The organism is Microcoleus sp. PH2017_12_PCY_D_A (assembly GCF_020738565.1).
Taxonomy (GTDB): domain Bacteria; phylum Cyanobacteriota; class Cyanobacteriia; order Cyanobacteriales; family Microcoleaceae; genus Microcoleus.
In genome coordinates this window covers 1-23,027 of sequence record NZ_JAEQCI010000083.1, presented here as the reverse complement: position 1 = coordinate 23,027, position 23,027 = coordinate 1, and the positions used below count along the sequence as shown (strand labels likewise).

Annotated in this window: 16 protein-coding genes and 1 pseudogene; 4 read left to right on the top strand and 13 right to left on the bottom strand. The window is 45.1% G+C overall.

Annotated elements, in window-relative coordinates; genetic code table 11:
* Positions 1–4: 4 nt before the first annotated feature.
* The 3 genes from JGK39_RS23070 to JGK39_RS23060 form a co-directional block, all read right to left on the bottom strand.
* Complete coding sequence (locus tag JGK39_RS23070; RefSeq protein WP_293252771.1) at positions 5–310, bottom strand: hypothetical protein; 306 nt, start codon at positions 308–310, stop codon at positions 5–7.
* 219 nt (positions 311–529) lie between these two features.
* A complete protein-coding gene (locus JGK39_RS23065; protein WP_293252768.1) occupies positions 530–1,681 on the bottom strand; it encodes an NAD-dependent epimerase/dehydratase family protein in 1,152 nt (383 codons plus the stop codon).
* Positions 1,682–1,792: 111 nt separating this feature from the next.
* Positions 1,793–2,383, bottom strand: coding sequence for a chromophore lyase CpcT/CpeT (locus tag JGK39_RS23060; protein WP_293252765.1), 591 nt, complete (start codon positions 2,381–2,383; stop codon positions 1,793–1,795).
* A gap of 160 nt (positions 2,384–2,543) precedes the next feature.
* On the opposite strand from JGK39_RS23060, the gene JGK39_RS23055 reads away from it, so the two are divergent.
* Complete coding sequence (locus tag JGK39_RS23055; protein ID WP_293252762.1) at positions 2,544–2,768, top strand: KTSC domain-containing protein; 225 nt, start codon at positions 2,544–2,546, stop codon at positions 2,766–2,768.
* A gap of 728 nt (positions 2,769–3,496) precedes the next feature.
* Here JGK39_RS23055 and JGK39_RS23050 read toward each other — a convergent pair.
* Both JGK39_RS23050 and JGK39_RS23045 read right to left on the bottom strand, forming a co-directional pair.
* On the bottom strand, positions 3,497–8,959 hold the full coding sequence (locus JGK39_RS23050) for an ATP-binding sensor histidine kinase (RefSeq protein ID WP_293252759.1): 5,463 nt from the start codon (positions 8,957–8,959) through the stop codon (positions 3,497–3,499).
* 819 nt (positions 8,960–9,778) lie between these two features.
* Complete coding sequence (locus tag JGK39_RS23045) at positions 9,779–9,880, bottom strand: cytochrome b6-f complex subunit PetL (RefSeq protein WP_194010188.1); 102 nt, start codon at positions 9,878–9,880, stop codon at positions 9,779–9,781.
* A gap of 77 nt (positions 9,881–9,957) precedes the next feature.
* Between JGK39_RS23045 and aroB the strand changes: the two genes are divergently transcribed.
* Positions 9,958–11,073, top strand: a complete 1,116-nt coding sequence (gene aroB / locus JGK39_RS23040; RefSeq protein ID WP_293297083.1) for a 3-dehydroquinate synthase — start codon at positions 9,958–9,960, stop codon at positions 11,071–11,073.
* A gap of 222 nt (positions 11,074–11,295) precedes the next feature.
* On the opposite strand, the gene JGK39_RS23035 is transcribed toward aroB, so the two are convergent.
* Complete coding sequence (locus tag JGK39_RS23035; protein ID WP_293252753.1) at positions 11,296–12,069, bottom strand: tetratricopeptide repeat protein; 774 nt, start codon at positions 12,067–12,069, stop codon at positions 11,296–11,298.
* Positions 12,070–12,275: 206 nt separating this feature from the next.
* Between JGK39_RS23035 and JGK39_RS23030 the strand changes: the two genes are divergently transcribed.
* Entirely contained in the window at positions 12,276–13,124 is an 849-nt protein-coding gene (locus JGK39_RS23030) for a stomatin-like protein (protein WP_293252749.1), read from the top strand.
* Here JGK39_RS23030 and folP read toward each other — a convergent pair.
* From folP to tpiA, 3 genes are all read right to left on the bottom strand, one after another.
* Positions 13,115–13,984, bottom strand: a complete 870-nt coding sequence (folP, locus tag JGK39_RS23025; protein ID WP_293252746.1) for a dihydropteroate synthase — start codon at positions 13,982–13,984, stop codon at positions 13,115–13,117. The genes JGK39_RS23030 and folP overlap by 10 nt on opposite strands.
* A gap of 260 nt (positions 13,985–14,244) precedes the next feature.
* Positions 14,245–14,805: a Uma2 family endonuclease gene (locus JGK39_RS23020; RefSeq protein WP_293297079.1), complete on the bottom strand. Its 561-nt coding sequence runs from the start codon at positions 14,803–14,805 to the stop codon at positions 14,245–14,247.
* 215 nt (positions 14,806–15,020) lie between these two features.
* A complete protein-coding gene (gene tpiA, locus JGK39_RS23015) occupies positions 15,021–15,746 on the bottom strand; it encodes a triose-phosphate isomerase (protein ID WP_293252740.1) in 726 nt (241 codons plus the stop codon).
* Positions 15,747–15,909: 163 nt separating this feature from the next.
* Between tpiA and tnpB the strand changes: the two genes are divergently transcribed.
* Entirely contained in the window at positions 15,910–17,085 is a 1,176-nt protein-coding gene (tnpB, locus tag JGK39_RS23010; RefSeq protein WP_293297076.1) for an IS200/IS605 family element RNA-guided endonuclease TnpB, read from the top strand.
* Positions 17,086–17,104: 19 nt separating this feature from the next.
* Here the strand turns inward: tnpB and JGK39_RS23005 are convergent, their stop codons facing one another.
* From JGK39_RS23005 to JGK39_RS22990, 4 genes and pseudogenes are all read right to left on the bottom strand, one after another.
* Positions 17,105–17,290, bottom strand: a complete 186-nt coding sequence (locus JGK39_RS23005; RefSeq protein ID WP_293297073.1) for a PCP reductase family protein — start codon at positions 17,288–17,290, stop codon at positions 17,105–17,107.
* A 396-nt stretch (positions 17,291–17,686) separates the two neighbouring features.
* Entirely contained in the window at positions 17,687–20,959 is a 3,273-nt protein-coding gene (locus JGK39_RS23000; RefSeq protein WP_293297070.1) for a GAF domain-containing protein, read from the bottom strand.
* A gap of 426 nt (positions 20,960–21,385) precedes the next feature.
* Positions 21,386–22,765 (bottom strand): photosystem II reaction center protein CP43, encoded by a 1,380-nt coding sequence (gene psbC / locus JGK39_RS22995; RefSeq protein WP_293252733.1) that lies wholly within the window; start codon positions 22,763–22,765, stop codon positions 21,386–21,388.
* A 156-nt stretch (positions 22,766–22,921) separates the two neighbouring features.
* A pseudogene (locus JGK39_RS22990) lies at positions 22,922–23,027 on the bottom strand (photosystem II protein D2); the annotation flags it as partial.

Genomic DNA, 23,027 nt, shown 5'->3' with positions numbered 1-23,027 from the left:
TTAGTTAACTGCCATCGAGAGGTTTCTGGGGCAAGATGCAAATTCCCTGAATGCCAATTGATACAATTATCCCACCTAAAAGCAATCCTACACCTTCTGCAAAGCAGTTAATTCTGTGAATTTCCTGTGCTGTTTTGGCAATTAAGATTTCCTTGGACGTAGCAGAAGGCGATGCGCTAACTCGACGGTAATTTTGATAACTCGCCGTTAGTGCAGCCCATTCCGGTACTAAATAATAAGCACAAACTGCACTTGCACAAAATCCCGGCAGAACAACTAAAAGCAACTGAATCAAAATTCTACTTTTCACGGTATTTATTCCCAAACAAGCCGACAGTCAAAACCAGATAAGATTTTTTAAATTAACCGCAGAGGACACAGAGGACACAGAGTAAAAAAACAAAAAGATAGATATATATCCATTCAGAACAAGCTTTCCCTTCCTGTTCTCTTGCTTTCTTTTCTCTTGCTTCGCGCCCTTCGCGCCTTCGCGGTTCGTCCAAAAAAATCTTGCAGCTTGTACCCAAAATTACCTGCGCCAAGAAACCTTCGGCAAAATCTGGTTCTTATCTACGCGGTGCTGATATTTTGTGGCAAAATTCAGCAGAGAATCTAGCAGGGAATCTGAGAGGTAGTGCGGCTGCAAGCCGAGACCTAATAAACTGGTGTTTTTGGCATTGAAATAATGTTCTTCTTTCTCGACTCTGGGATTTTCGAGATGGTTAATTTCTACTTTTAATCCCATTGCCATGCCTGCTTTTTGCACCAATGAGGCTAAGTCGCCGACGCTGAATTGTTCGGTGAATTGGTTGAAGACTCGGAATTGTCCTGCTTCGGCGGGGTTGGCGATCGCCAATTCGACGCATCGCACGGTATCCCGAATGTCTAAGAAGGTGCGGGTTTGTCCGCCTGTGCCGTAAACTGTCAGGGGATGACCGATCGCAGCTTGGATGCAAAATCTGTTTAATGCTGTTCCGAATACTCCGTCGTAGTCCAAACGGTTGATCAACAGTTCGTCCATGCCGGTTTCTTCTGTGAGCACGCCGTAGACTACGCCCTGATTTAAGTCGGTGGCCCTCAAACCCCAGATTTTGCAAGCAAAATGGATGTTGTGGGAGTCGTGGACTTTTGACAGGTGATAGAAACTGCCCGGTTGTTTGGGATAGGGTAGTGTATCTTTCCGGCCGTTGTGTTCGATCGTCAGATAGCCTTCTTCAATGTCAATATTCGGGGTGCCGTATTCGCCCATTGTCCCCAATTTGACTAGGTGACAGTCGGGGAAGTCTTCGCGGATGGCGTACAGCAGGTTGAGTGTCCCGACGACGTTATTGACTTGGGTGAGGACTGCGTGTTCGCGATCGATCATGGAGAAGGGGGCCGATCGCTGTTCGCCGAAATGGACGATCGCTTGGGGTGCAAATTTTCTCATACTTTTGCTGAGAAAATCGTAGTTGGTGATGTCACCGACGAACAAGTCGATCGACTTACCCGTTAAATCTTGCCATCGCTGGAGTCGTTGCTGAATCGGTGCAATGGGAGTGAGGGTGTCGCTGCACAGTTCCAGATCCCAGTGCCGCCGCACGAAGCTGTCGAGGATGCCAACTTCGTGACCTTTGTTAGAAAGGTAGAGCGCGGTTGCCCAACCGCAATAGCCATCGCCACCAATAACCAGGACTTTCATAAAACAACGGTGAATCTTGCTTGCCAATACTGCGTTAATGTACCAGGTATTGGTGCATTCTGAACCTTTAATCAACCCGGTTGTTTCCCAAATCCCGACTAGATTTTGCTGTTAAACCGGAATTTCGTCGGCGAAACTGGCCCAGCGGGTGAATTCAAAGGGCCCAGCGAGGGCTCCCCAGACGTGGGCGTCGGTTTCGGGGTCGCGCCCGCGATCGTGGCTGATAAATTTGTCACCATCAATCTCGAATTCGCTATCCAGATAGGTTTGTTTGCCATTTCTGACCACGGCACAGCCTTTTCCGGGTTCGACAGACCCTTTGAAGCTGTTACCCGTCCAGTGCGTAAAAAAGGTGCATCCCGGGAGGAGTGTCAGTTGTTCGGTTTTGATTTCTTGCAGCCGTTGGGGTTGGCGGGATGCGCCGTAGAATTGCGCTTCGTTTTCTATGGCATAATTTTCGATGTCGATGCGATCGCCCGCCGGGACTAATTTTAAAACTCGAACTCGGTACGGTACGTGCAGTTCGATATCATAGGCTTGTTCTAGGTACAAGCTCATCCCGCCCAGAAGTTCCACGGGTAAAGGTCTCATGCAGACGCGGATGTGGGCGAAGAATGGCGGATTTTCAAAGGCTTGGGGTTGGTTGCTGAAGTCGGCCGCCATCCAGCGGGCGAGGGTAACAATATCGGTGGAATGAGTCATTTCGATTTTCGATTTTAGATTTTGGATTTTAGATTGGGGGGAGTAGAAGTTATTTTAGGGGAAATTAAGGTGCGATCGGGCTTTTGAACCCCGACTTCTTTAAAAAGTCCGGGCTCTGCGTCTTCTGTTTTTTTCAGGCTGCCTTACTGAACAGAAAATCATGAAACTACAACCAGTCGAATCCAGCATGATAAAAGCTGTGGGTTATGACGATACCGAGTCTACCCTAGAAGTTCTTTTCGATAGCGGCAAAACCTATCTCTACTTTGAAGTCCCGAATCATGTCTATTCAGAATTAATGGAATCTGACTCTAAAGGTAGTTACATGAGAGATTGTGTGATTGACTGTTATCCGTACCAACAGGTAAAGAAACGGCGGCGGTAAGTACCCCATTAATCTAGGCGTTTTGAAGAGATAATTTGGATTTTGCGATCGCACTCTCACCCAGATTTTTTCTTGCTGGAGGCGAGAGGAACAATTGGAATTGCTGGATACTCACCCTTTGTTTACCAGAAAGAATTAGTTGAAAGCCTCTCACGAGTGAGGGAGAAATTAAAATCAGACTATTCATTACTCCAATCCTCTTCCTTCTAGGTAGAGGTCGCTCTCCACAGGTCAACTGTCAACTGTCAACTGTCAACTGTTGAACAGTCGGTGTCCCAAAGGCGATCGCCCGTTTCCCAATTACAAAAATCCCGGTGCATTTTTAAGCATTGTCATTACCCACATTTTTCATTTTTCGTTTACCTGCTAGCCCGCCGTAGGTTCAAACCTACGGCTAATAGCGTAAGTCGGTTAAAACTGAGATCTTGCACCATTCTCAATTAGCCTTTCACGGGCGGGCGGGACGCCCACCCCACAAGAAAATTCATTCTTTGTGGAACGGGCTTTGAGCAGCGTTGCTGACAATGATGCAAGATGTGAGTTAAAACCGACTAAAAGAACCAAAAACTTAGTCGGTTTCAACCGACTTACGCTATTAGCCAGGGACTTCAGTCCCTGGCGGAATAACGGCGCAGTCAGGGTTTCAGGAAATTTGGGTAATGACAAGATTTTTAAGCCCATTCTACTTTCAACTTGACATCTATATTCGAGTCCATCTCTGGCCCCAGTCAACCCAGATACTTTATAGGAATCTCGATCGCAAAAATAGTCCCGCTGCTGACAGTCGAACCACAGGTTAATTTACCCCCATGTTTTTTGATAATAGCATAGCTGACAGATAAACCTAAACCTGTACCGCTCCCCACTGGTTTAGTTGTAAAAAATGGCTCGAATATGCGTTTTTGAATATGGGTAGGAATCCCACTACCATTATCAGCGATCGCAATTCTTACCCACTCTTTTTTTATCACTTCAGTTTGAATCTTAATCGAAGGATTATTTTGAGTTTTACTAACTTGTTTGAGAGCATCAAGAGCATTACTAATAATACTGAGAAATACCTGATTCATCTCACTCGCATAACAGGTAACACGAGGCAGGTTGCCATACTCTTTAATAACTTGTACCTCGGGCAGATTATCACTTTCTTGGAAGCGGTTTTGTAAAATTAGTAAAGTGCTTTCAAGTCCGGCGTGTAAATCTACAGATTTCATGTCTGCTTCGTCCAAGCGAGAGAAATTACGCAAACTCAAGATAATTTGCTTGATTCGTTCGCTTCCGGCTTTCATGGATTGCAGAATCTTAGTTAAATCTTCCCTGATAAATTCTAACTCAATTTCCTCAATATTTGCTTTAATTGCTGAGCTTTTATCTGGATATTCTTGCTGATAAAGTTCCAGCAAGTTCAGCAAAGCTTTGACATAATTTTCGGTGGGCTGAAGATTGCTATGAATAAAAGTAACTGGGTTGTTAATTTCGTGTGCTATTCCCGCTACGAGTTGACCGACGGCGGACATTTTCTCGCTCTGAATTAGTTGTGCTTGGGTTTGTTGTAAATTTTTCAATGCTTGCTCTAAATCAACAGCTTTTTGGCTTAACTCTTCAGTTTTTCGCTCTACTTCCGCTTCCAAGGTTTGAGAGTAGTTCTCTACTTGTTGATACAAACGGGCGTTTTCAATGGATATAGCCGCTTGAGCAGTAACGATTTGGAGGGTTTCGACGCGCTCGCTTGTAAACGCTCCCACTGTTAGATTATTTTCTAAATACAAAATCGCGATTAATTTTCCCCGCTTGCTAATCGGAATACATAAAGCTGATTTAGGCTGGTGGGTTATGATATAGCGATCGCCTGCAAATTGAGCCGAAGCACTCAAGTTATCACAAACCGCCGTTGTTTGACTTCTGGCTACAGAATAAATCAAACTTTGGGGTAATTCTTGACATTCAGCTAAAGGAATGTGCCTCTTTTCGGTATGGTTTTGAGCCGATGAAGCCACTACTAACCATTTTGCATCTCGATCGATCGCTAAAATTCCGGTTTCCGCTCCCGCATGGGCGATCGCAATTTGCATCAAAGTGGCCAATAGTTTCTCTAATTCAATTTCCTGTGAAATAGCTTGTGCTGCTTTCATCACCGCCGGAAAATCCAGCCATAAATTCTGGCTGTTGCTGCTACTGACGCTCGTTACGCTTCTCATGAGGGTAGGAGAGATTGTTCCCTCAGATATGATAGCTCGCTTAGTCGGTTGGAGAATAGCCCCTAGTAGTTGGGGATAGTGTTGTTCTAAATAAACAACTTTCGCCTTCGCACCCCATCGGGTGTAACAGTAGTATGCTTCCTGCATATATCCAGAAGCAACTTTTTCTTTTCCCCAGTCCAGATAAAATTTAGCCGCTAGTTCATTAGCTAACGCTTCTTCTTGGATATATTCGTTTTCTTTGGCTCCGGAAATTGCGCGATCGTACCAATCTCCAGCTTCATATTTATTGCCGAAAACTCGGAATTTTTCTGCCTCTACTAAGTCAACCTTATGTTGGTGATTCATCGGTGCATGGTGCGCCCATTGAGCCAGAGTAGTTTGATGGGTTTCCAGCAGAGTGAGAGTGTTAGTTTGCTCCATTTCTGACTGCGTAGAAAATAGTGCCAAGTAGCTTAACCCGGCATAGAAATGGAAAATCGGAGTATGAATCATTGCTGCCACTACCATCAAATATGCCTTAGCTTGGGCAATGTAGTCTAGGGCGTTGGCGTAGTTGCCAAAGAGATAGGCAAGCATCAGTTTGTATATATAGACAAAAGCGAGTGCTGGAAACTCCTTATTCTGATGGTGCTTGGGAATCATGACCGTTTCATCGTAGGTCTGGCCGATTAATAAATCTGGTTGATGGACAAGTCCTATCAAATTCTGTACCATCTGTTGTCTCATCTTCACATAAGCCAGAGGCAAATATTGCTTAACTTGAGCTAAGACAACACAGTAATTTTCTATTTCTGATTCCCAATCATATAAATCCATTCCAGCGAAGAAACTATCATCAAAATAAACATTAATATTGTAGCCAGCATTTAGGAAATCACCAGTTTCCATTCCAGCCAGATAGCCCTCTTTTGCCGTTAGAATTACTGCCCTTAGTTCTTCTTGACGATGCTGGGTAAAACAGCAAAACCAAAGTAAAGCTATGGACTTAAATTCCCCCACATTCAACCGATTGAGTACGCTCAGTGCCACTCGACCAAAGCGATAGCCTTTTTCTACTTCTCCCAAAAAGACAGACAGCACCATGCCATAACTTGCATACCCGATTGTTGATGCGGGTGCATTTCCCAATTGGAGCGATAGACTGACCATTGTGGCGCAAAGCACAGGCAACAAGGCAGAATTTACCATAAAAATGGGTAAAAATAACATTGCTAACAGTTGCATAGCCGCAATTGTCCGAGGATCGCTCATTACGGGAAGGTCAACCAGTTCCTCAATCTGTTTGTCCTCCAGTTGACTGGCAAGGTTTTGTAGTGCAATGCGTGTCAAGGCTTCGTCATTTTCAGAGGGAAGTTCAATCCCCAATTGTTCTAGGGCGATTCTGCCTACTGCGATCGCTTCTAACATCTGATTCTGAGTTGTCAGTGCGTTGATTTGAATCTCATATATTTTTACTTTATCTAGTATTGTTTTAGCCGATCGCCAAACCAGATTTGCCATTTCTTCCATGCCATCAAAATCAGCATTCAAATAGGCAGTTTCCGCCGCAGCCACATAAAGATTAAGGGTTAATTCATACTGAGTTTGCCAACAATCTGCGGTTAGCAACTCCCGCCCTATTTTTACAAAAGTTCTGGCGGCTGAGTATGCTGTAGAATTTCGGGCTTTCTGTCCGGCAGCTAAGTTAAGTCTGGCTAAGGCTTCTCGTTCTTGGGCTCGCTCAATTAACCCCATTCCTAAATTTAAATGCCCGACAATATCAAACAGCTTTTCCTCTTTTTCTATGTCTGATAAGTTTTGTTGGAGCAGTTGACCGATTTTGAGATGAGTTGCCTGTTTTTGAGCTGAAGGAATGAGGGAATAGGCGGCTTGTTGAACGCGATCGTGCAAAAATCTGTAGCTAGCAATTTGTTTATTAGCATTTTCCTCTTCTGGGTTTAAGTTATCATTGCATTCTACTTGATAAAACTTATAAACATTACTAATCGGCAAAATAAAACCATCCTGCAATGCTCTCCATAAAACCGTCGCAGTCTCTATTTCCGATTGCTGTGAAACTATTGCCAAAGTATGCAAATCGAACTGCGCCCCAATACAAGCAGCCAACTTTAAGACATCCTGAGTTGGGATTGGTAATTTCTGCAATTGCCGCGCCATGAATTCAACTACATCATCAGTAATTGCCAAGGCGTTGATTTGGGCAATATCGCACTGCCAATGCTGGATATCCCAATTAAAACTAATTAACTTGTCATCGTGTAAAGCTTTGAGAAACTGAGTGGCAAAGAAAGGATTTCCCTGAGTTTTTTGAAAGATTAATTTTGTCAAAGGCTGGGCTAGGGATAATTCACAATTCAGCGTATCTGCTACCAAAAAATTAATATCCGATTCCCTTAACGGTGGGAGAGTAATTGTATTAACCGTTGCTCCCGTTTTGACAATTTCATCTACTGTTAAAATGAATGGATGGACAGGTGAAACTTCACGATCTCGATAAGCACCTAATATCAATAGATGTCCTGTATCTTGTTGCATCAATAATTTCAGCAAATTCAATGATGCAGAATCAGCCCATTGCCAGTCATCCAGAAACATCACTAAGGGATGTTCTTTACTGGTAAAGAGTTGCACAAATTTTTGAAATAATAAATTAAAGCGATTTTGGGCAGCAGTTCCTGATAATTCTAAGGCTGGCGGCTGTTTGCCAATTATGTTTTCTAGCTCGGGAATTACATTAATTAAGACTTGCCCGCTGTCTCCTACTGCTTTGAGAATATTGGCTTTCCAGGTTTGCAATTGCTCATCTGGCTCTGATAATATTTGTCCTATTAGATCGCGAAAAGCTTGCACGAAAGCCCAAAAGGGGATATTGCGTTGAAATTGGTCATATTTGCCTTTAATAAAATAGCCGCGCTGCCTGACAATAGGTTTATGTACTTCATTTATCACTGCGGTTTTCCCAATTCCAGAAAAACCTGCTACTAACATCATTTCTGCTGTGCCCTGGGCGACGCGATCGAAGGAATTTAATAGTTGATTAACTTCGGCTTCTCTTCCGTAGAGTTTTTCGGGAATTAGGAAGCGATCGCTAATATCTCGCTTTCCTATTTCAAAAGGCTCTATTGTGCCTGTAGTTTGCAGTTGAGATAGACAGATTTCTAAATCGTGCTTAATTCCCAAGGCACTCTGATAACGATTTTCGGCATTTTTTGCGATCAGTTTACTGACAATTTCTGACAATATTAGGGGAATTTCTGAATTAATTTGATGGATGGGAATCGGCTGTTTCGCCAGGTGACAGTGTACCACTTCTATTGCATCTTCCGAGCTAAATGGTAATGTTCCCGTCAATAATTCATAAAATGTAATTCCCAGAGAATAAAAGTCACTTCGATAATCTATGCCTCGATTCATTCGACCAGTTTGTTCGGGAGAAAGATAGGCTAATGTGCCTTCTAAATCATTAGTATTCTGAATCTGTTGGGTTTCTTTTGGTAGGAGAGAAGCAATACTAAAATCAATTAATTTGACTTCTTTTGTTTCTGGATCGATGAGAATGTTGGCGGGTTTTATATCTTTGTGGATGACTCGATTTTGGTAGAGATAGTGCAGGATTTCTGTGAGTTTAAGGGATATTATGAAAAAATCCCCTAAAGGTAAATATTTATATTGGGGATTTTCATTGGTGGCTGTTGGGAGATAATCTGATAGGGAAATTCCACCAAAGTCTTCCATGACTAAGGCATAGCCATTGCGATTAACTTCTAGGGTTAAGGGTTTGATAATACTAGGAAAGTCGAGATTTTTGGCAATGGTATATTGGTTGCGGAATTGAACGAGTTCGTTAAAGTTTGGGTATTCGTTGCGGAGTAATTTGATGGCGACGGGTTGTCGATCGCTGGTACGGATACCTCGATAGACAAGGGTGCGCCTACCTGAGTATAATTGCTGTGTGATTTGATACCCTGGTAGGTTGGCGATCGTATTCATAATTGGTTAAGCTAATCCTAAGTTATTTTGTATTGCTGTCCAATTATTTTTTTGATAATAAGTTGTACAGAAGCTCGATAATAGCTAATTGCTTTTCCCATATTATCAAAGCGCTTGTTAAACCGCCCGCTTCGCAAGAATTGTGACCTTTGTTAAGTAGGTGCAGATGTTTAAACATAACTTACGCAACTATGGCTGAGTACGGAAAAACTGGCGACTAATCCCTGTAGCTGGTCTGGTTTGACTTCCAAGTAGCGTCGCTTCGCTGTTATTTAATTTGAGCGATCGCTTGAGGGCCAACATAGTTGGATATTCTAATTAATTTAGATGCCTGGGTGAGAGTTTTTACCATAACTTGTTGCAACGGATAGGTTTAAGTAAATTTAGTAAAATATTTGATTGTCGGAGTCTTGCTCTTTTGATTCGCAACAACTTCTAGCCCTACTTTTGTTTCATTTTCCCAAATTATTTTAGGTCTGTTGCTGGGCGCTCTCGAAGTATCTTCGGGGTTAGATTCATTAGTATTGGTCAGGGAATTGTCAGTCAGCCAAGAGTCTAATTAAGCTATAGCGGTTCTCAAGCGTGGTGAGGTATGCTTGCGTGCCCACGGAGGCCTAGGCCCTATGCCCTATGCCCAGTCGTCCGCGAATATGAGATCTCGAAAGGCTATAGTTTTAGTCTCAGGTTATATCGACCGAAGCATTTGCGCGCTAAATCTGCCGATTTAATCAGAGATTTTTTGGGGCGCAAAGACTTCGCCCGATCAATACTTTTACCAGAGGTTTAACGGTCTGAGTTCTAAGTCACAAAGCAGGCGAACTAGATGAGTTTGACAGCCCGCAGACCAAACATCAGCACTGTTGCCAAGCCGACCATGCCGCCGAAAATTCCAAAATAAGCTATTGCTCCGGTAAGACTCATTGCAATTTCTCCAAAATAATCAATAAAAAGACCTATAAGAACTATAATCTAAAATCTAATATCTAAAGTAGATAAATATGCAATCGATAATTAAAGTTGACTTGGGCCCACAATCTTACAATATTTGCGTGCGATCCCCTACGGGGGCTACGCCAACGGGCGGCTTAGACGAACTCGGCAGTCTGATGGGCGATCTAAGTTTGGGCAAAAAAGTTCTTTTGGTCTCAAATCAGTCGATTTTTCGGCACTACGGCGAAAGAGCAACCGCAGCCCTCGAATCGGCCGGTCTGGAAGTCAGTACCTGCATTTTACCACCGGGCGAACAATACAAAACTTTAAATTCGATCCAGAAGATTTACAATGCGGCTTTGGCTAACCGTTTGGAACGTTCCTCGACAATGGTGGCTTTGGGCGGCGGGGTGGTTGGCGATATGACGGGTTTTGCGGCGGCGACTTGGCTGCGCGGAATTAATGTGGTGCAGGTTCCGACTTCGCTGCTGGCGATGGTTGATGCTTCTATTGGCGGCAAAACGGGGGTAAATCATCCTGAAGGGAAGAATTTAATCGGGGCTTTTCATCAGCCGCGTTTGGTGTTGATTGACCCGGATGTTCTCAAAACTCTGCCGGCGCGGGAGTTTCGTTCGGCGATGGCGGAAGTCATCAAGTATGGGGTGATTTGGGATGCTGAGTTGTTCGGGAAGTTGGAGAATTGCAAGCGTTTGGATCAAATGCGCTATGTGAAGGGGGATTTGTTGGCGGAAATTTTGAGCAGGTCTTGCCAAGCTAAGGCTGATGTGGTAACCAAGGATGAGAAGGAGTCGGGTTTGCGGGCGATTTTGAATTACGGTCACACGATCGGTCATGCTGTAGAAAGTTTGACGAATTACAAGGTAATCAATCACGGGGAAGGGGTGGCAATCGGTATGGCTGCATCCAGCCGGTTGGCTGTGGAGCTGGGAATGTGGGATGCTGAGTGCGATCGCCGCCAATCTGCTTTAATTGCTAAGGCGGCTTTACCTGCGAAATTGCCTGCTGGTGTTGATGTTGAGGAGATTTTGAAGACTTTGCAACTGGATAAGAAGGTGCAGGATGGCAAGGTGCGGTTTGTGCTGCCGGTGCGCTTGGGGGAGGCTGCTGTGAGCGATCGCGTGGATGGAGATGTGATTTTACAAGTTTTGAGGGAAATGCTTTAGATTGAGGCTTCGGGGCGTGTTTAACCGCCGTTGAAGGCTGATTGATGCCGATCGCCCCCTCTTTTTTTTCTGTGAATGTTCGATCTGCTCTCGCTCTCATATCCGCTGGGATGACCATAATTAAGATTGGTTTGTAGTGAGGACTTTAGTCCTTCTTAATTGCGGACTAAAGTCCTCACTACAAACCTTTTTTGTTTTAGGTATATCGAACATAATATGAATTTAAGATCCGCTGGACTGTGAATTCATTTCCTCCAAAATTTTATCTACTCTAGTAGCGGCTTGAGTTCTGCCCTGCTTGATAAATAACTCCTTAGCTTTTTTGAGACTGGCTACAGCCTCCGCTTGGTCTTCCTTTGCTCCTTGCTGGTACAAACCGACTCCTAAATTATTTAAAGCATCGGGATATCGATCGTTAATTTTAACGGCTTGTCTCCACAGCACGATCGCCTCGGACAACTTTCCTTGACTTGCCATAGCCACGCCCAAATCGTTGTGAGCTTTGGCGTGTTGGGGGTTGACTTCAATTGCTTTTTGGAATTGAGCCATCGCATCGCTCATTTTACCTTGTCCCGACAGCAGACTTCCCAACTTATAATAAGCATCGGCTTGTTTGGGATAGCGAGCGATTAGTTGCCGGTACAAAACTTCGGCATTGACCAGATTTCCTTGACCGTAGAGGTCGTTGGCAGTTCTCAAACCCACCGTGTAACCTTTCCCTACAACTTCGCACTTTTTCTCGGAGTTCCCTTGCTGCTGCTTGCAAATCTTGAGTTCGTCTCCCTTCATCTCGTAGGATAGAACTTCGCGGACTGCGGGCCCTCGGCGGGGTGGCTGCAAGTTCTGCGACTGCCAGTTTGGGGCAATTTGCACCGAAGTATTTGGTTCAGCTTGTACGGGTGGGACAACTGCCAAGGCGCACATTCCCGCCGCCGCAATGCTTGGGCCAATCCAGGTAAAAGGTTTGAAAGGGCGAAACTCTCGATCGTTTTTCATGTCTTTTGTGGAAATGTGTTGTTGATATTCTGGATTTCACTGCTTCGTCAGAGTCCGAACACATGGCGGCCCACCATTGATCTCGTTATTAACAGGTTTACTTTGTTCCAGCAGTCGAGATATTTTAGCACGCGACCGGCAGACTTTGAGTTAAATTAGAGTATATTCTCGATCGATTCTCAGTCAACCTTAGCAGGAAAGTAGAAATGGGGCAGTCTATTCTCACCATGCTGTTTGCGCTCATCCTCGGCTACGCTGTTAACTCAAGCGTGAAAATAGTCAGCGGTGGCGACGAAGCTTTAGTCGAACGTTTGGGTCAATACAAGCGCACCCTCAAGCCCGGATTCCACTTTATCAGTCCCCTGATCGAAAAAGTCGTCTGCGTGGACACCAGCCGCGAACGAGTTTTAGATATTAAACCTCAATCAGCAATTACGGGCGATAATGTGGCCCTAGAAGTCGATGCCGTTGTGTATTGGCGGGTTGTGAATTTGCAGAAAGCTTATTATGGCATCGATCAAATTGAAAATGCGATCGCCAACTTAGTTTTAACCACGTTTCGCGCTGAAATTGGTCGATTGCCGATGCAAGACATCTTGGGTTCCCGAGATGACATGAATAAAAAGTTACTCAAGAAGTTGGACGAGGCTACCGAAACTTGGGGCGTCAAAGTAATTCGCGTAGAAATTCAAAGCATTACACCTCCGAAAAGGGTGCAAGAAGCTATGGAATTGGAGCGCGCTACTAAGAGCGAATGGCAAGCAATGGTCAATAAGGCGATCGGCACTAAGGAGTACATGAGGCTCCTCGTTGAAGCTTTAGACTCTCATCCGAACAGCAAGCAAGTTTTGAATTACTTAGTAACTGAAAAATACTTAGACGCTCAACAAAAATTAGGCGAAAGCGACAACGCCAAAATTCTGTTTATGGACCCGAGAAACATGACAGAAGCTCTCAACGAATTGATGGGTTCCATGCCGGATATCGAGCAGCATTCTCATCACGGGGGAGAGCGAGAACTCAAACTAATCGACCAATCAACCGCTCAAGATTGATTTCTGAAGATAGCGTCGGCAACCAAACAAACATCGTGCATTTCTCTGACATCGTGAACTCGCAAAATATCTGCCGAATTTGCGATCGCACCTGTACAAGCCGCCGCTGTCCCCCAAATTCTTTGTTTAGCTTCTGGCTGATTCAAAATGTGACCGATAAAGCTTTTGCGCGATACTCCGACTAAAATCGGACAGTCTAAACCCCGGAATTTTGGCAACTGCCGCAGAATTTCCAAGTTTTGACTGTAAGTCTTCGCAAAGCCAATACCGGGGTCGATAATTATCTGAGATTTGTCAATTCCCGCAGCCACAGCGGCCACTATTCGACTCTCCAAAAAATCCAGAATTTCCCCAATCAAATCCTGATAATCTGTGAGTTTTTGCATCGTCTGGGGAGTCCCCCGCACGTGCATCAAAATTATCGGCACTTGCAACTGAGCAACCGTTGACAGCATTTCCGAGTCAAAAGTTGCTCCCGAAATATCGTTAATTATATCCGCTCCCGCCTCAACCGCAGAAGAAGCAACCTGCGCTCTGGTAGTATCGACAGAAATCGGAACTGAGGCAAAAATATCGGCTTTTTCCCTCAGCATTTGTACGACAGGTATAACGCGATCGATCTCTTCTTCTAAGGATATTTCCGCTGCACCTGGCCGCGTAGATTGACCGCCAATATCAATAATATCTACCCCCGATTTCACCATATTTTCAGCTTGCGCTAAAGCAGCTTCTATGGTATTGAAATCTCCGCCGTCGCTAAAACTGTCAGGAGTTACGTTTAAAACGCCCATTAAATAAGTGCGTTTTCCCCACTCGAAAGTTTTATTTCTAATGATAATTTTGGCTGGGTTATCTGTCATGGCGAGTGAGATTTTAGATTCAAGATTTTAGGTTTGATATCGTGTCCGGTCAATTACCATAACAAAAACGGTTCGTAGTGTGGACTTTAGTCCGCAGCCGGAGAGCGGACTACCGGAGAGCGGACTAAAGTCCACACTACGAACAAAAAACGGTTTGTAGTGTGGACTTTAGTCCGCAGCCGGAGAGCGGACTAAAGTCCACACTACGAACTAATCTTAAAAAAACCCGGTTTCTTAGAGTCTGATGCGTCCAAGATTCTTCAACCAAAACTCAACCAGCTAAAAACATTATCAACCGTCAATTCTAACTCAATTCCATTAATAATTGGCAATCGAGCTGTACCTCGATACAATTCTACTTTTTGTCCGGGAAATACTGCTAAAATACTTTCTTCCTCTAGATCTAGCAACCAACCCAACTCAGTACCGTGTCGCGAATAGTGCAGCAATTTACCAAGGACTTTTGTTTGGCTTTGGTTTGGCGATAAAATTTCGATCGACCAGTCTGGATTAATTTCAAAGCTGTTGGCAATTCTACCCGAAGGCAAAAAAGGAATTCTTTCCCAGCGGAATACTGCTATATCTGGTACGATCGACTTACCGCCAAAAGTGCAGCGCAATTCAGAAAAAGCCTTGGCAATTTTTTGAGTTTGCGCTACTCGATCGATACTCTTGCAGAGTTCAACTTGAATTATGCTGTGTTCGCCTTGAGGCATGGGTTTCTGAAGGATATCTCCGTCAATAAATTCTGAGGCCGGCTCAGTTTCAGGAAGTTTGAGGAACTCCTCTAAAGCGGGTTTGGGTAGAACGATCGCATTCATGGAACAATTCTCTCGATCGGAAAAACACTCAAAGGCACATTACAATTATAGGCGATCGATCGAACATCATATTGTTGTCAGCCCAAAAGGTGGTTAGTTGCCCCATCATCAACTGGTACGGGAAGATTTTGGGGTAACTCCTACAGATTGTCATTTCTCAACATCAAAACTCTTCGTACAACCACCAATTAGCAATTACCAATCACCAATTACAATTATTTATAATTGACAATTCTATCGAAACTGGCAGGTTCCAAACTCGCACCGCCTACCAAAACCCCGTCAATTTCAGGCATCGCCATAACTTCATCAATATTTTCCGGCTTAACAGAGCCGCCATACTGAATCGGCACGTCAGGATTAGTCAATTTAGAGCGAATCAAACCAATAACTCGGTTAGCTTCCTTCGTTTCGCAGGTGTCGCCAGTGCCGATCGCCCAAATCGGTTCGTAAGCTATAACCAAATTATCTTGGTCAACACCAACCAAATCCTGCGCCAACTGAGAAAAAATATGATCTTCCGTTTCCCCCGCATCGCGCTGCTGCTTCGTCTCTCCCACGCACAGAATCGGAATTAAACCGGATTTCTGAGCAGTTGTCAGCCGCAAATTCACCGTTTCGTCGGTTTCCCCAAAATATTGCCGGCGCTCGCTGTGCCCGATGATGACGTAGCGCACCCCAAGTTCTGTCAGCATCTGCCCGGAAATTTCACCAGTATAAGCTCCCGACTCTTGCCAGTGAACGTTCTGAGCACCGAGTCTGATCCGGCTTCCGTGCAGGTTTTTCGAGAGGACACTCAAATCTGTGAAGGGAACGCAAAGCACGACTTCCCGTTCTTCTGGGGTTTCCGTCAGGCAGGACATGAATCCTTGAAGAAACTCTAGGGATTCTGCCCTAGTTTTGTACATTTTCCAGTTGCCAGCAATAACTATTTTCCGCACTACTTTTTTAAATCCTTGTCCTTACAACGCATTTTATAGTCTAAAGCTTTAGGGTACATTTCGATCCCTTATCAAAAAAATGGGTCTCAAACCCCGTATTTTAAGACGGCTTTACATTTAGGCTGTCCTGTGTTACCATAGTATCACTGGTTTGGTAAAAAAAATGTTAAAAGCCTTCAAGTACAGAATCTATCCGACAAGTGAGCAATCAGTTTTGCTTGCCAAGTCGTTTGGATGTACTAGATGGTTCTATAACTATGCCCTCAACTTAACGTCTGAAACTTACAAGCAAACGGGGAAGGGGTTAAGCAGAAATGAAATAATCAAACTTCTACCCTCCCTGAAGAAAGAGTATGAGTGGTTGAGTGAAGCACCGTCACAAGTCCTGCAGCAAGCTGCTTTAAATCTTTCTAGTGCTTTCCTGAACTTCTTCGAGGGTAGGGCTAAATATCCCAACTTCAAAAAGAAACAAAATAGACAGTCTATCAGATTTCCTCAAGGTTGTAAATTAAAAGATGATACATTGAAACTGCCTAAGATTGGTGATGTTCATTGTAAAGTCTCACGACAACCAGAGGGTACTCTAAAGTCGGTTACGGTTTCAGTTAATCCATCGGGGGAATACTTGGCGGCTTGCCTCTATGATAACGGCAAAGACTTACCTGAGAAATCAACAGAAGGAAAAGCCATTGGCATAGACGTGGGACTAACTCACTATGCTGTTACATCCGATGGAACCAAACATGGGAATCCCAAATACTATCGAAAGTATGAAAAGAAATTAGCGAAGAGACAAAAGCAATTAAGTCATAAGCTAAAAGGGTCTGGTAATCGCAATAAAGCTAGGGTTAAAGTTGCCAAAGTTCACGCGAAGATAGTTCGGTGTCGCGAAGATTTTTTACACAAACTAAGTCGTAAATTAGTTGACGAAAACCAAGTCATAGTTGTCGAGAGTCTAGCAGTTAGAAACATGGTGAAAAACCACAAACTAGCTAAATCTATTAGTGATGCTGGTTGGGGACAATTCTGCACCATGTTGAACTACAAGTCTAAGTGGGCAGGAAAAACCTATGTCGAAGTAGATAGGTTCTATCCCAGTTCTAAGACTTGTAATAACTGTTTAAATCGCGTGGATAGCTTGAGTTTGGATGTTCGTAGTTGGCAATGTCCTAAATGTGGAGAAAACCATGATAGAGATATTAATGCTGCTAAGAATATTCGAGATGAAGGTTTACGAATTTTGACGGCAGGGCATACCGTTACTGCTTCGGGAGGGAGAGTAAGACCAAGTAAAGGCACTGCTTTTACAAGGCATCTCCCTGTGAACGAAGAATCCTAGCCCTTTGGGGCGGGGAGTGTCAATGCCCAAACTCGATGCGAGCTTGGTCAACTAAGTCAACGGTGACGACTTCGGTATCGGCTTCGCGGGCCAATTGCTCGATGCGCACGCGGGCTTGTCCCCGGACAAAATAGGGAATATTTTTTAGCTTGGCTTTGGCTTGGGCCGTCCATTTTAAATCATCTGAGAATTCGGAATCTGGCATGGCGTATCGGTCGATCGACTGCAAGCGCTCAGTTCTGTACTTTGACAACGGTCTGTCTGGTTATTGAATTTACCATGTTTTGGGGCAAACCTATTCTGCAATCAACGCTTGCGGGCGATCGAACTCTCTTCGACTCGGCGGTTGAAATCGGGACTACAGATAACGAAACTAACCGTAGGGTGCGTCAGAGGGCCGGAATCCTTGAGTAGGTGACAAAAACATTCAGCCTCCTGACGCACCCTACAATAACTGACTGCTGACTAATCGGAATCTCGATCGCCAATTCAGCTAACCGTAGGGTGCGTCAGGGGGCGGGAATCTTGAGTAGGTGACGACAACATTCAGCCTCCAGACGCACCCTACAATAACTAATGACTACTGACGGCTGACTAATGACTACTGACTAATCGGAATCTCGATCGCAAATTCAGTACCCTTCCCCGATTCAGAACTGCATTTTAAAACGCCGCCGTGTTTCTCTACCACAATTTTGTAGCTAATTGACAGTCCCAATCCAGTACCTTTTCCCACTGGCTTAGTCGTGAAAAAAGGGTCAAATATGCGTTGTCTCATCGATTCCGAAATTCCAGAACCGTTGTCAGAAATCCGAATCACCGCGCTCGGAACATTGCCATTAAGTTGACCGACAGCAGTAGAGATTTTAATTTGAGGACTCACTGATTTGCGATCGCTCAACTTGTCCGAGTCAAAAGCATCGATCGCATTTCCGATGACATTCATAAACACCTGATTCAACTGTCCAGCATAACACTCAACCAGAGGCAAACTGCCGTACTCTTTAACTAGCACAATCTTGGCACTGTCCCCATTAGATTTCAGCCTGTGCTGCAAAATTAACAGCGTGCTGTCAAGACCCTCGTGAATATCGACAGCCTTCATTTGACTTTCATCCAGACGAGAGAAATTCCTCAAAGACAGAACAATTTGACGAATGCGATCGGCTCCCACCTGCATAGAAAATAGCAACTTCGGCAAATCTGACCGCAGAAATTCCAAGTCAATATCTTCTGCCAATTCGCCAATCTCAGGACTAGAATCGGGATGTTGCTGCTGGTAAAGTTCCAGCAAACTCAGCAAATTTTTAGTATAATCAGTAGCGTGATTGAGATTGCCGTAAATAAAATTAACCGGATTGTTAATTTCGTGAGCAATACCCGCCACCAGTTGCCCCAAACCAGACATTTTTTCAGTCTGAATCAATTGAGCTTGAGTTTGCTGCAAATCCTTTAAATTTTGAGCGATTTGTGCTGATTGGCCTCTCGTTTCCTCCAGCAAATCGGCTTGTTGGATAGCTACGCCTAACTGATTGGCAATCTGAGCTAAAAACTTAACTTCTGAACTTTCCCAACAGCGCGGCCCAGAATGTTCATAGGCTGCCAGCAAACCCCAAAGTTCTTGTCCTACAAAAATCGGCGCTATCGCATAAGCCTTCACCTGAAAATGCTCTAAAATAGTGAAGTGACATTCCGAGTGACAAGCTTGATAGATATCGTCAACGACTAGAATCTCATTATTGAGATACCTGCCACCTCGGTGTTCCTGCAAATAACTATTTTCCCAAACAGTATTGATATCTTCCCCTACCAATTTTATCCAGCCATCTTTCACAAACTCGGCAACATATTTGCCGCTCCAATCAGAATTAAAGCGATAGACAGCAATTCTATCAACTTGCATAAACTGACAAACTTCTTGAGTTGCTGTCTTAAAAATTGCCTTAATATCGAGGGATTCTCGAATCTTTGCTACCACTTCAAATAGTATCCGCTGCTGCTCGGTGGCTTGCTGCAATTCAACAGCTTGCTGCTGAGTTTGAGCAAGCAAATCAGCTTGTTCTAGTGCGATGCTTAACTGAGCAGAAACTTGAGTAACAAACTGAATTTCAGAAGATTCCCAGTTGCGGGGAGCCGAGCATTGGTGGACGCACAGCAGCCCCCAAAGCTCGCTGCCTTTCATCACCGGTGCAACTAAAGTCGCTTTGATCTGAAATTGTTCCAATACTTGCAGAAAGCAGTCTTGCAGTGCGGCTTGTCTGATGTCGGACATTGCGTGTACTCGTCCCTGAGAGTAAAGATGGGCGTAATTTTCTCCAAAGCAGCGATCGTGCACCTTGACTGCCATTGCTGAGATAAAATCTGGGACAACATCTTCTGCCACGAATTCACCGTCGTTAAATTCCGATGCGGGATCGAAACGGTAAACCCCAACGCGATCGGCATTTAAAGCCCGTCGCACTTCCTGGGACATCGTGGTAAAAATATGGTTCAAGTCGAGAGATTTCCGCATTTTTGCCACCACTTCAAACAGCACTCGCTGCTGTTGGGTCAACTGTTGCAGTTGAGCTGTACGTTTTTGAACTTGATTTTCTAAATTAGCGTTAAGTGCCTCTATTTCTTGGTACAGTTTGTATTGGTTGATTCCGTGAGAAAACTGGCATCCAAAAGATTGTAATAATTGAATTTCTTCAGCCTCCCATTCGCGAATTTGAGCGGTTTTTGACTCTTTCCACGCTTCAAAAGATATCCGAGATTGAGCGAGTCGCCCGTCGGCATCTAATTGTCCGGCCCAGAGAGTTTCGGTGTCAAATTCTTCTCGAAAAATGCTCAAGTAACCGAATATTTGCTGCCTGGTTCTGAGCGGTGCGATTAAAATGCTGCGGATTTTTGTCGATCGAAATGCAGGTTGCAGGCTTCTCAAACTGCTAATTTTGTACAAGTCGGCAATTGCCCAAACCTGTTGCTCCCTGGAGTTAAAATATTCGTGCCAGACGCTGTATTGCTCTATCTGCTGGTATTTGGCAGAAATAGGCATTCTCGGGCCCGGGCCGCAAGTATAGACTTTGAGTGCCTCTGTGGAATTGGCCGAGTAGGGATATAAACTTGTGATTTGGCTGCTGTCGAAAATGCACAGCCTGCCACCTATTCCGTCTAGTGCAGCTACACATTCTGCCAAAGCTGCTTGCAGTTCGATCGCGGGCTGGGAGTGCAGGGCTGCGGCGACGCGGTTGAGTGCAGCTTCACGCTCAGCTTTGGCCTTGGTTTGGGAGAGGAGGGTTGATTGGGCGATCGCAACGGCGAGCTGATCTGCCACCATCTGAACGCCTTGCAGTTCCTCCTCTGCGACACTCCGCGATTCGGAGTGGTGAGATACCAACAAGCCCCACAATTCTTTACCGTGAAAAATTGGTACTGCCAAGGAAGCTTTAACGCCGAGTGCAGTCAAGTATTCAGCGTGGCAGGGGTCGATCGGCCTGTAGAGCACTTCATCGGGGAGAAGTTGACCGGAAACCCCGTCGCGGCGGGGACTTTGGCCTAGCAGCCCGGAATCGATATCGACGATCGATCGCACCTGTACTTGGGCGAACAATTCGCGGGCGTGAGGCGGAATATCGTCTGCGGGAAAATGCAGCCCCAATAATGATGGCAAGCGGTTGCTGTTAACTGATTCAGCAATCACTTCACCGCTGCCGTCGCTATGAAATTTGTAGATTTTTACCCTGTCTGTTCCCAAGTAGGATTGAACTTCGGCTGCTGTGGCCCTCAGAATTTCTGGCAGTTCTAGAGAGTGGCGAATCCGGTTGGCGATGCGCGAGAGTAAATTTGCTCGATCGTACCTCACCTTGACATTTTGGATCTTTAATGAGTCCATTATTATTAATGTTTTGCTTTCCCAGCAATAAGATTAACTGGCCCAAAATTCTTGTGGCTGTTACAAACTTAGACAAGCACAGGCATTTAATAAAATATGAATATCCAGCAGGACGATACTAGATTAGTCTCGAACTGCTAGGGTTCTGCCTTCACACTGCAACTTCCCATTGCAACTTTCAATTTTTTTGTGTGATTAAAACTTTTGTACCTTAATTAAATATAAACTTTGTAGAGTCAGCCTTGCAAGCTGTTTGCCCGAACCCATGAAAACAGTCAAGTCTCAAGACTTGTGGAGTCATTCAAAGAAAGGCTCTTCATCGACCGCAACGTCACTTTTTCGAGATATTAGCTCAAAAAAAAAGCTCCTGCTGCCCGAGCAGGAGCTTTTTTAGATTAGACCATCAAATCAGCACAAGGGAGATGATTAGTCCAAATCAGGCATAGTCAGCACTGGTTCATTTTCGCGATTGATACCTTTTTCAAAGCCAGCGACAGCCGCGCGAGCGCGACCAGCGTGCCACAAGTGGCCGACCAAGAAGAAGAAACCCATCACAAAGTGGAAACAGGCCAACCAAGAGCGGGGAGAAGTATAGTTAAAGGCGTTAACTTCAGTTGCCAAGCCGCCCACAGAGTTCAAAGAACCCAAAGGAGCGTGAGTCATGTACTCAGCAGCGCGGCGAGCTTGCCAAGGCTGAATATCATTCTTGATTTTGTTCAAGTCCAAACCGTTAGTACCGCGTAAGGGTTCCAACCAAGGGCCTTGGAAATCCCAGAAACGCATCGTTTCACCACCGAAAATGATTTCGCCAGTAGGAGAGCGCATCAGGTATTTACCCAGACCGGTAGGGCCTTGTGCAGAACCGACGTTAGCACCCAAGCGTTGGTCGCGGATCAGGAAGGTCAAAGCTTGCGCTTGAGAAGCTTCCGGGCCCGTCGGGCCGTAAAATTCGCTAGGGTAAGCAGTGTTGTTGAACCAGACAAAGCAGCAAGCGATGAAGCCCATGAGGGACAAAGCGCCCAAGCTGTAGGACAGGTAAGCTTCGCCAGACCAGATTAAGGCGCGGCGAGCCCAGCCGAAAGGCTTGGTCAAAATGTGCCAAACACCGCCAGAGATACAAATCAGGCCGAGCCAGATGTGACCGCCGATGATGTCTTCCATGTTGTTGACGCTGAGCAGCCAGCCTTCGCCACCAAAAGGAGCGCGAACCAAGTAGCCAAAAATCACAGCGGGGTTGAGGGTTGGGTTCGTGATAATACGCACGTCGCCGCCGCCCGGAGCCCAAGTGTCATAGACACCGCCGAAGAACATGGCCTTAGCAACCAGCAGCAAGCAACCGCCACCCAATAAAATCAGGTGATAGCCGATGATGTTGGTCATCTGGTTCTTGTCTTTCCAGTCGTAGCCGAAGAAGTTCGAGTATTCTTCGAGCACTTCCGGGCCGCGAACAGCGTGATAAATGCCGCCCAAACCGAGAACCGCAGAGGAAATCAAGTGCAGTACGCCGACTACGAAGAACGGGAAGATATCAATAACTTCACCGCCAGGGCCGACGCCCCAACCCAAAGTAGCGACGTGGGGCATCAAGATTAAGCCCTGTTCGTACATTGGTTTTTCTGGGATAAAGTGAGCGACTTCAAACAAAGTCATTGCTCCGGCCCAGAACACGATCAAACCAGCGTGAGCGACGTGGGCGCCCAGCAGTTTGCCTGAGAGATTGATTAGACGAGCGTTGCCTGACCACCAAGCGAATCCTGATGATTCTTGGTCGCGACCGCTTGCATAGGAATTAGAGAGCGTTACCACGCGGTAGAACCTCCAACGATGTTTGTTTTTGGATTTCGGTTTTTTTCTTCTCCGGGTGACCGCAGGAGCACTGCGTCCACCCGGTGAATAGGAATTTGGATTTCTAGTTTGAATTTAAAAAACATAAATTAAGCTGAAATCCAAATCCTGATTTTTTTAAAGTGCGTTACCGCGAGGCAGAACTTCTTCAGGGAAGATGAAGTTTTCGTGGGGTTGGTCGGTCGGAGCCATCCAAGCACGAATGCCTTCGTTAAGCAGAATG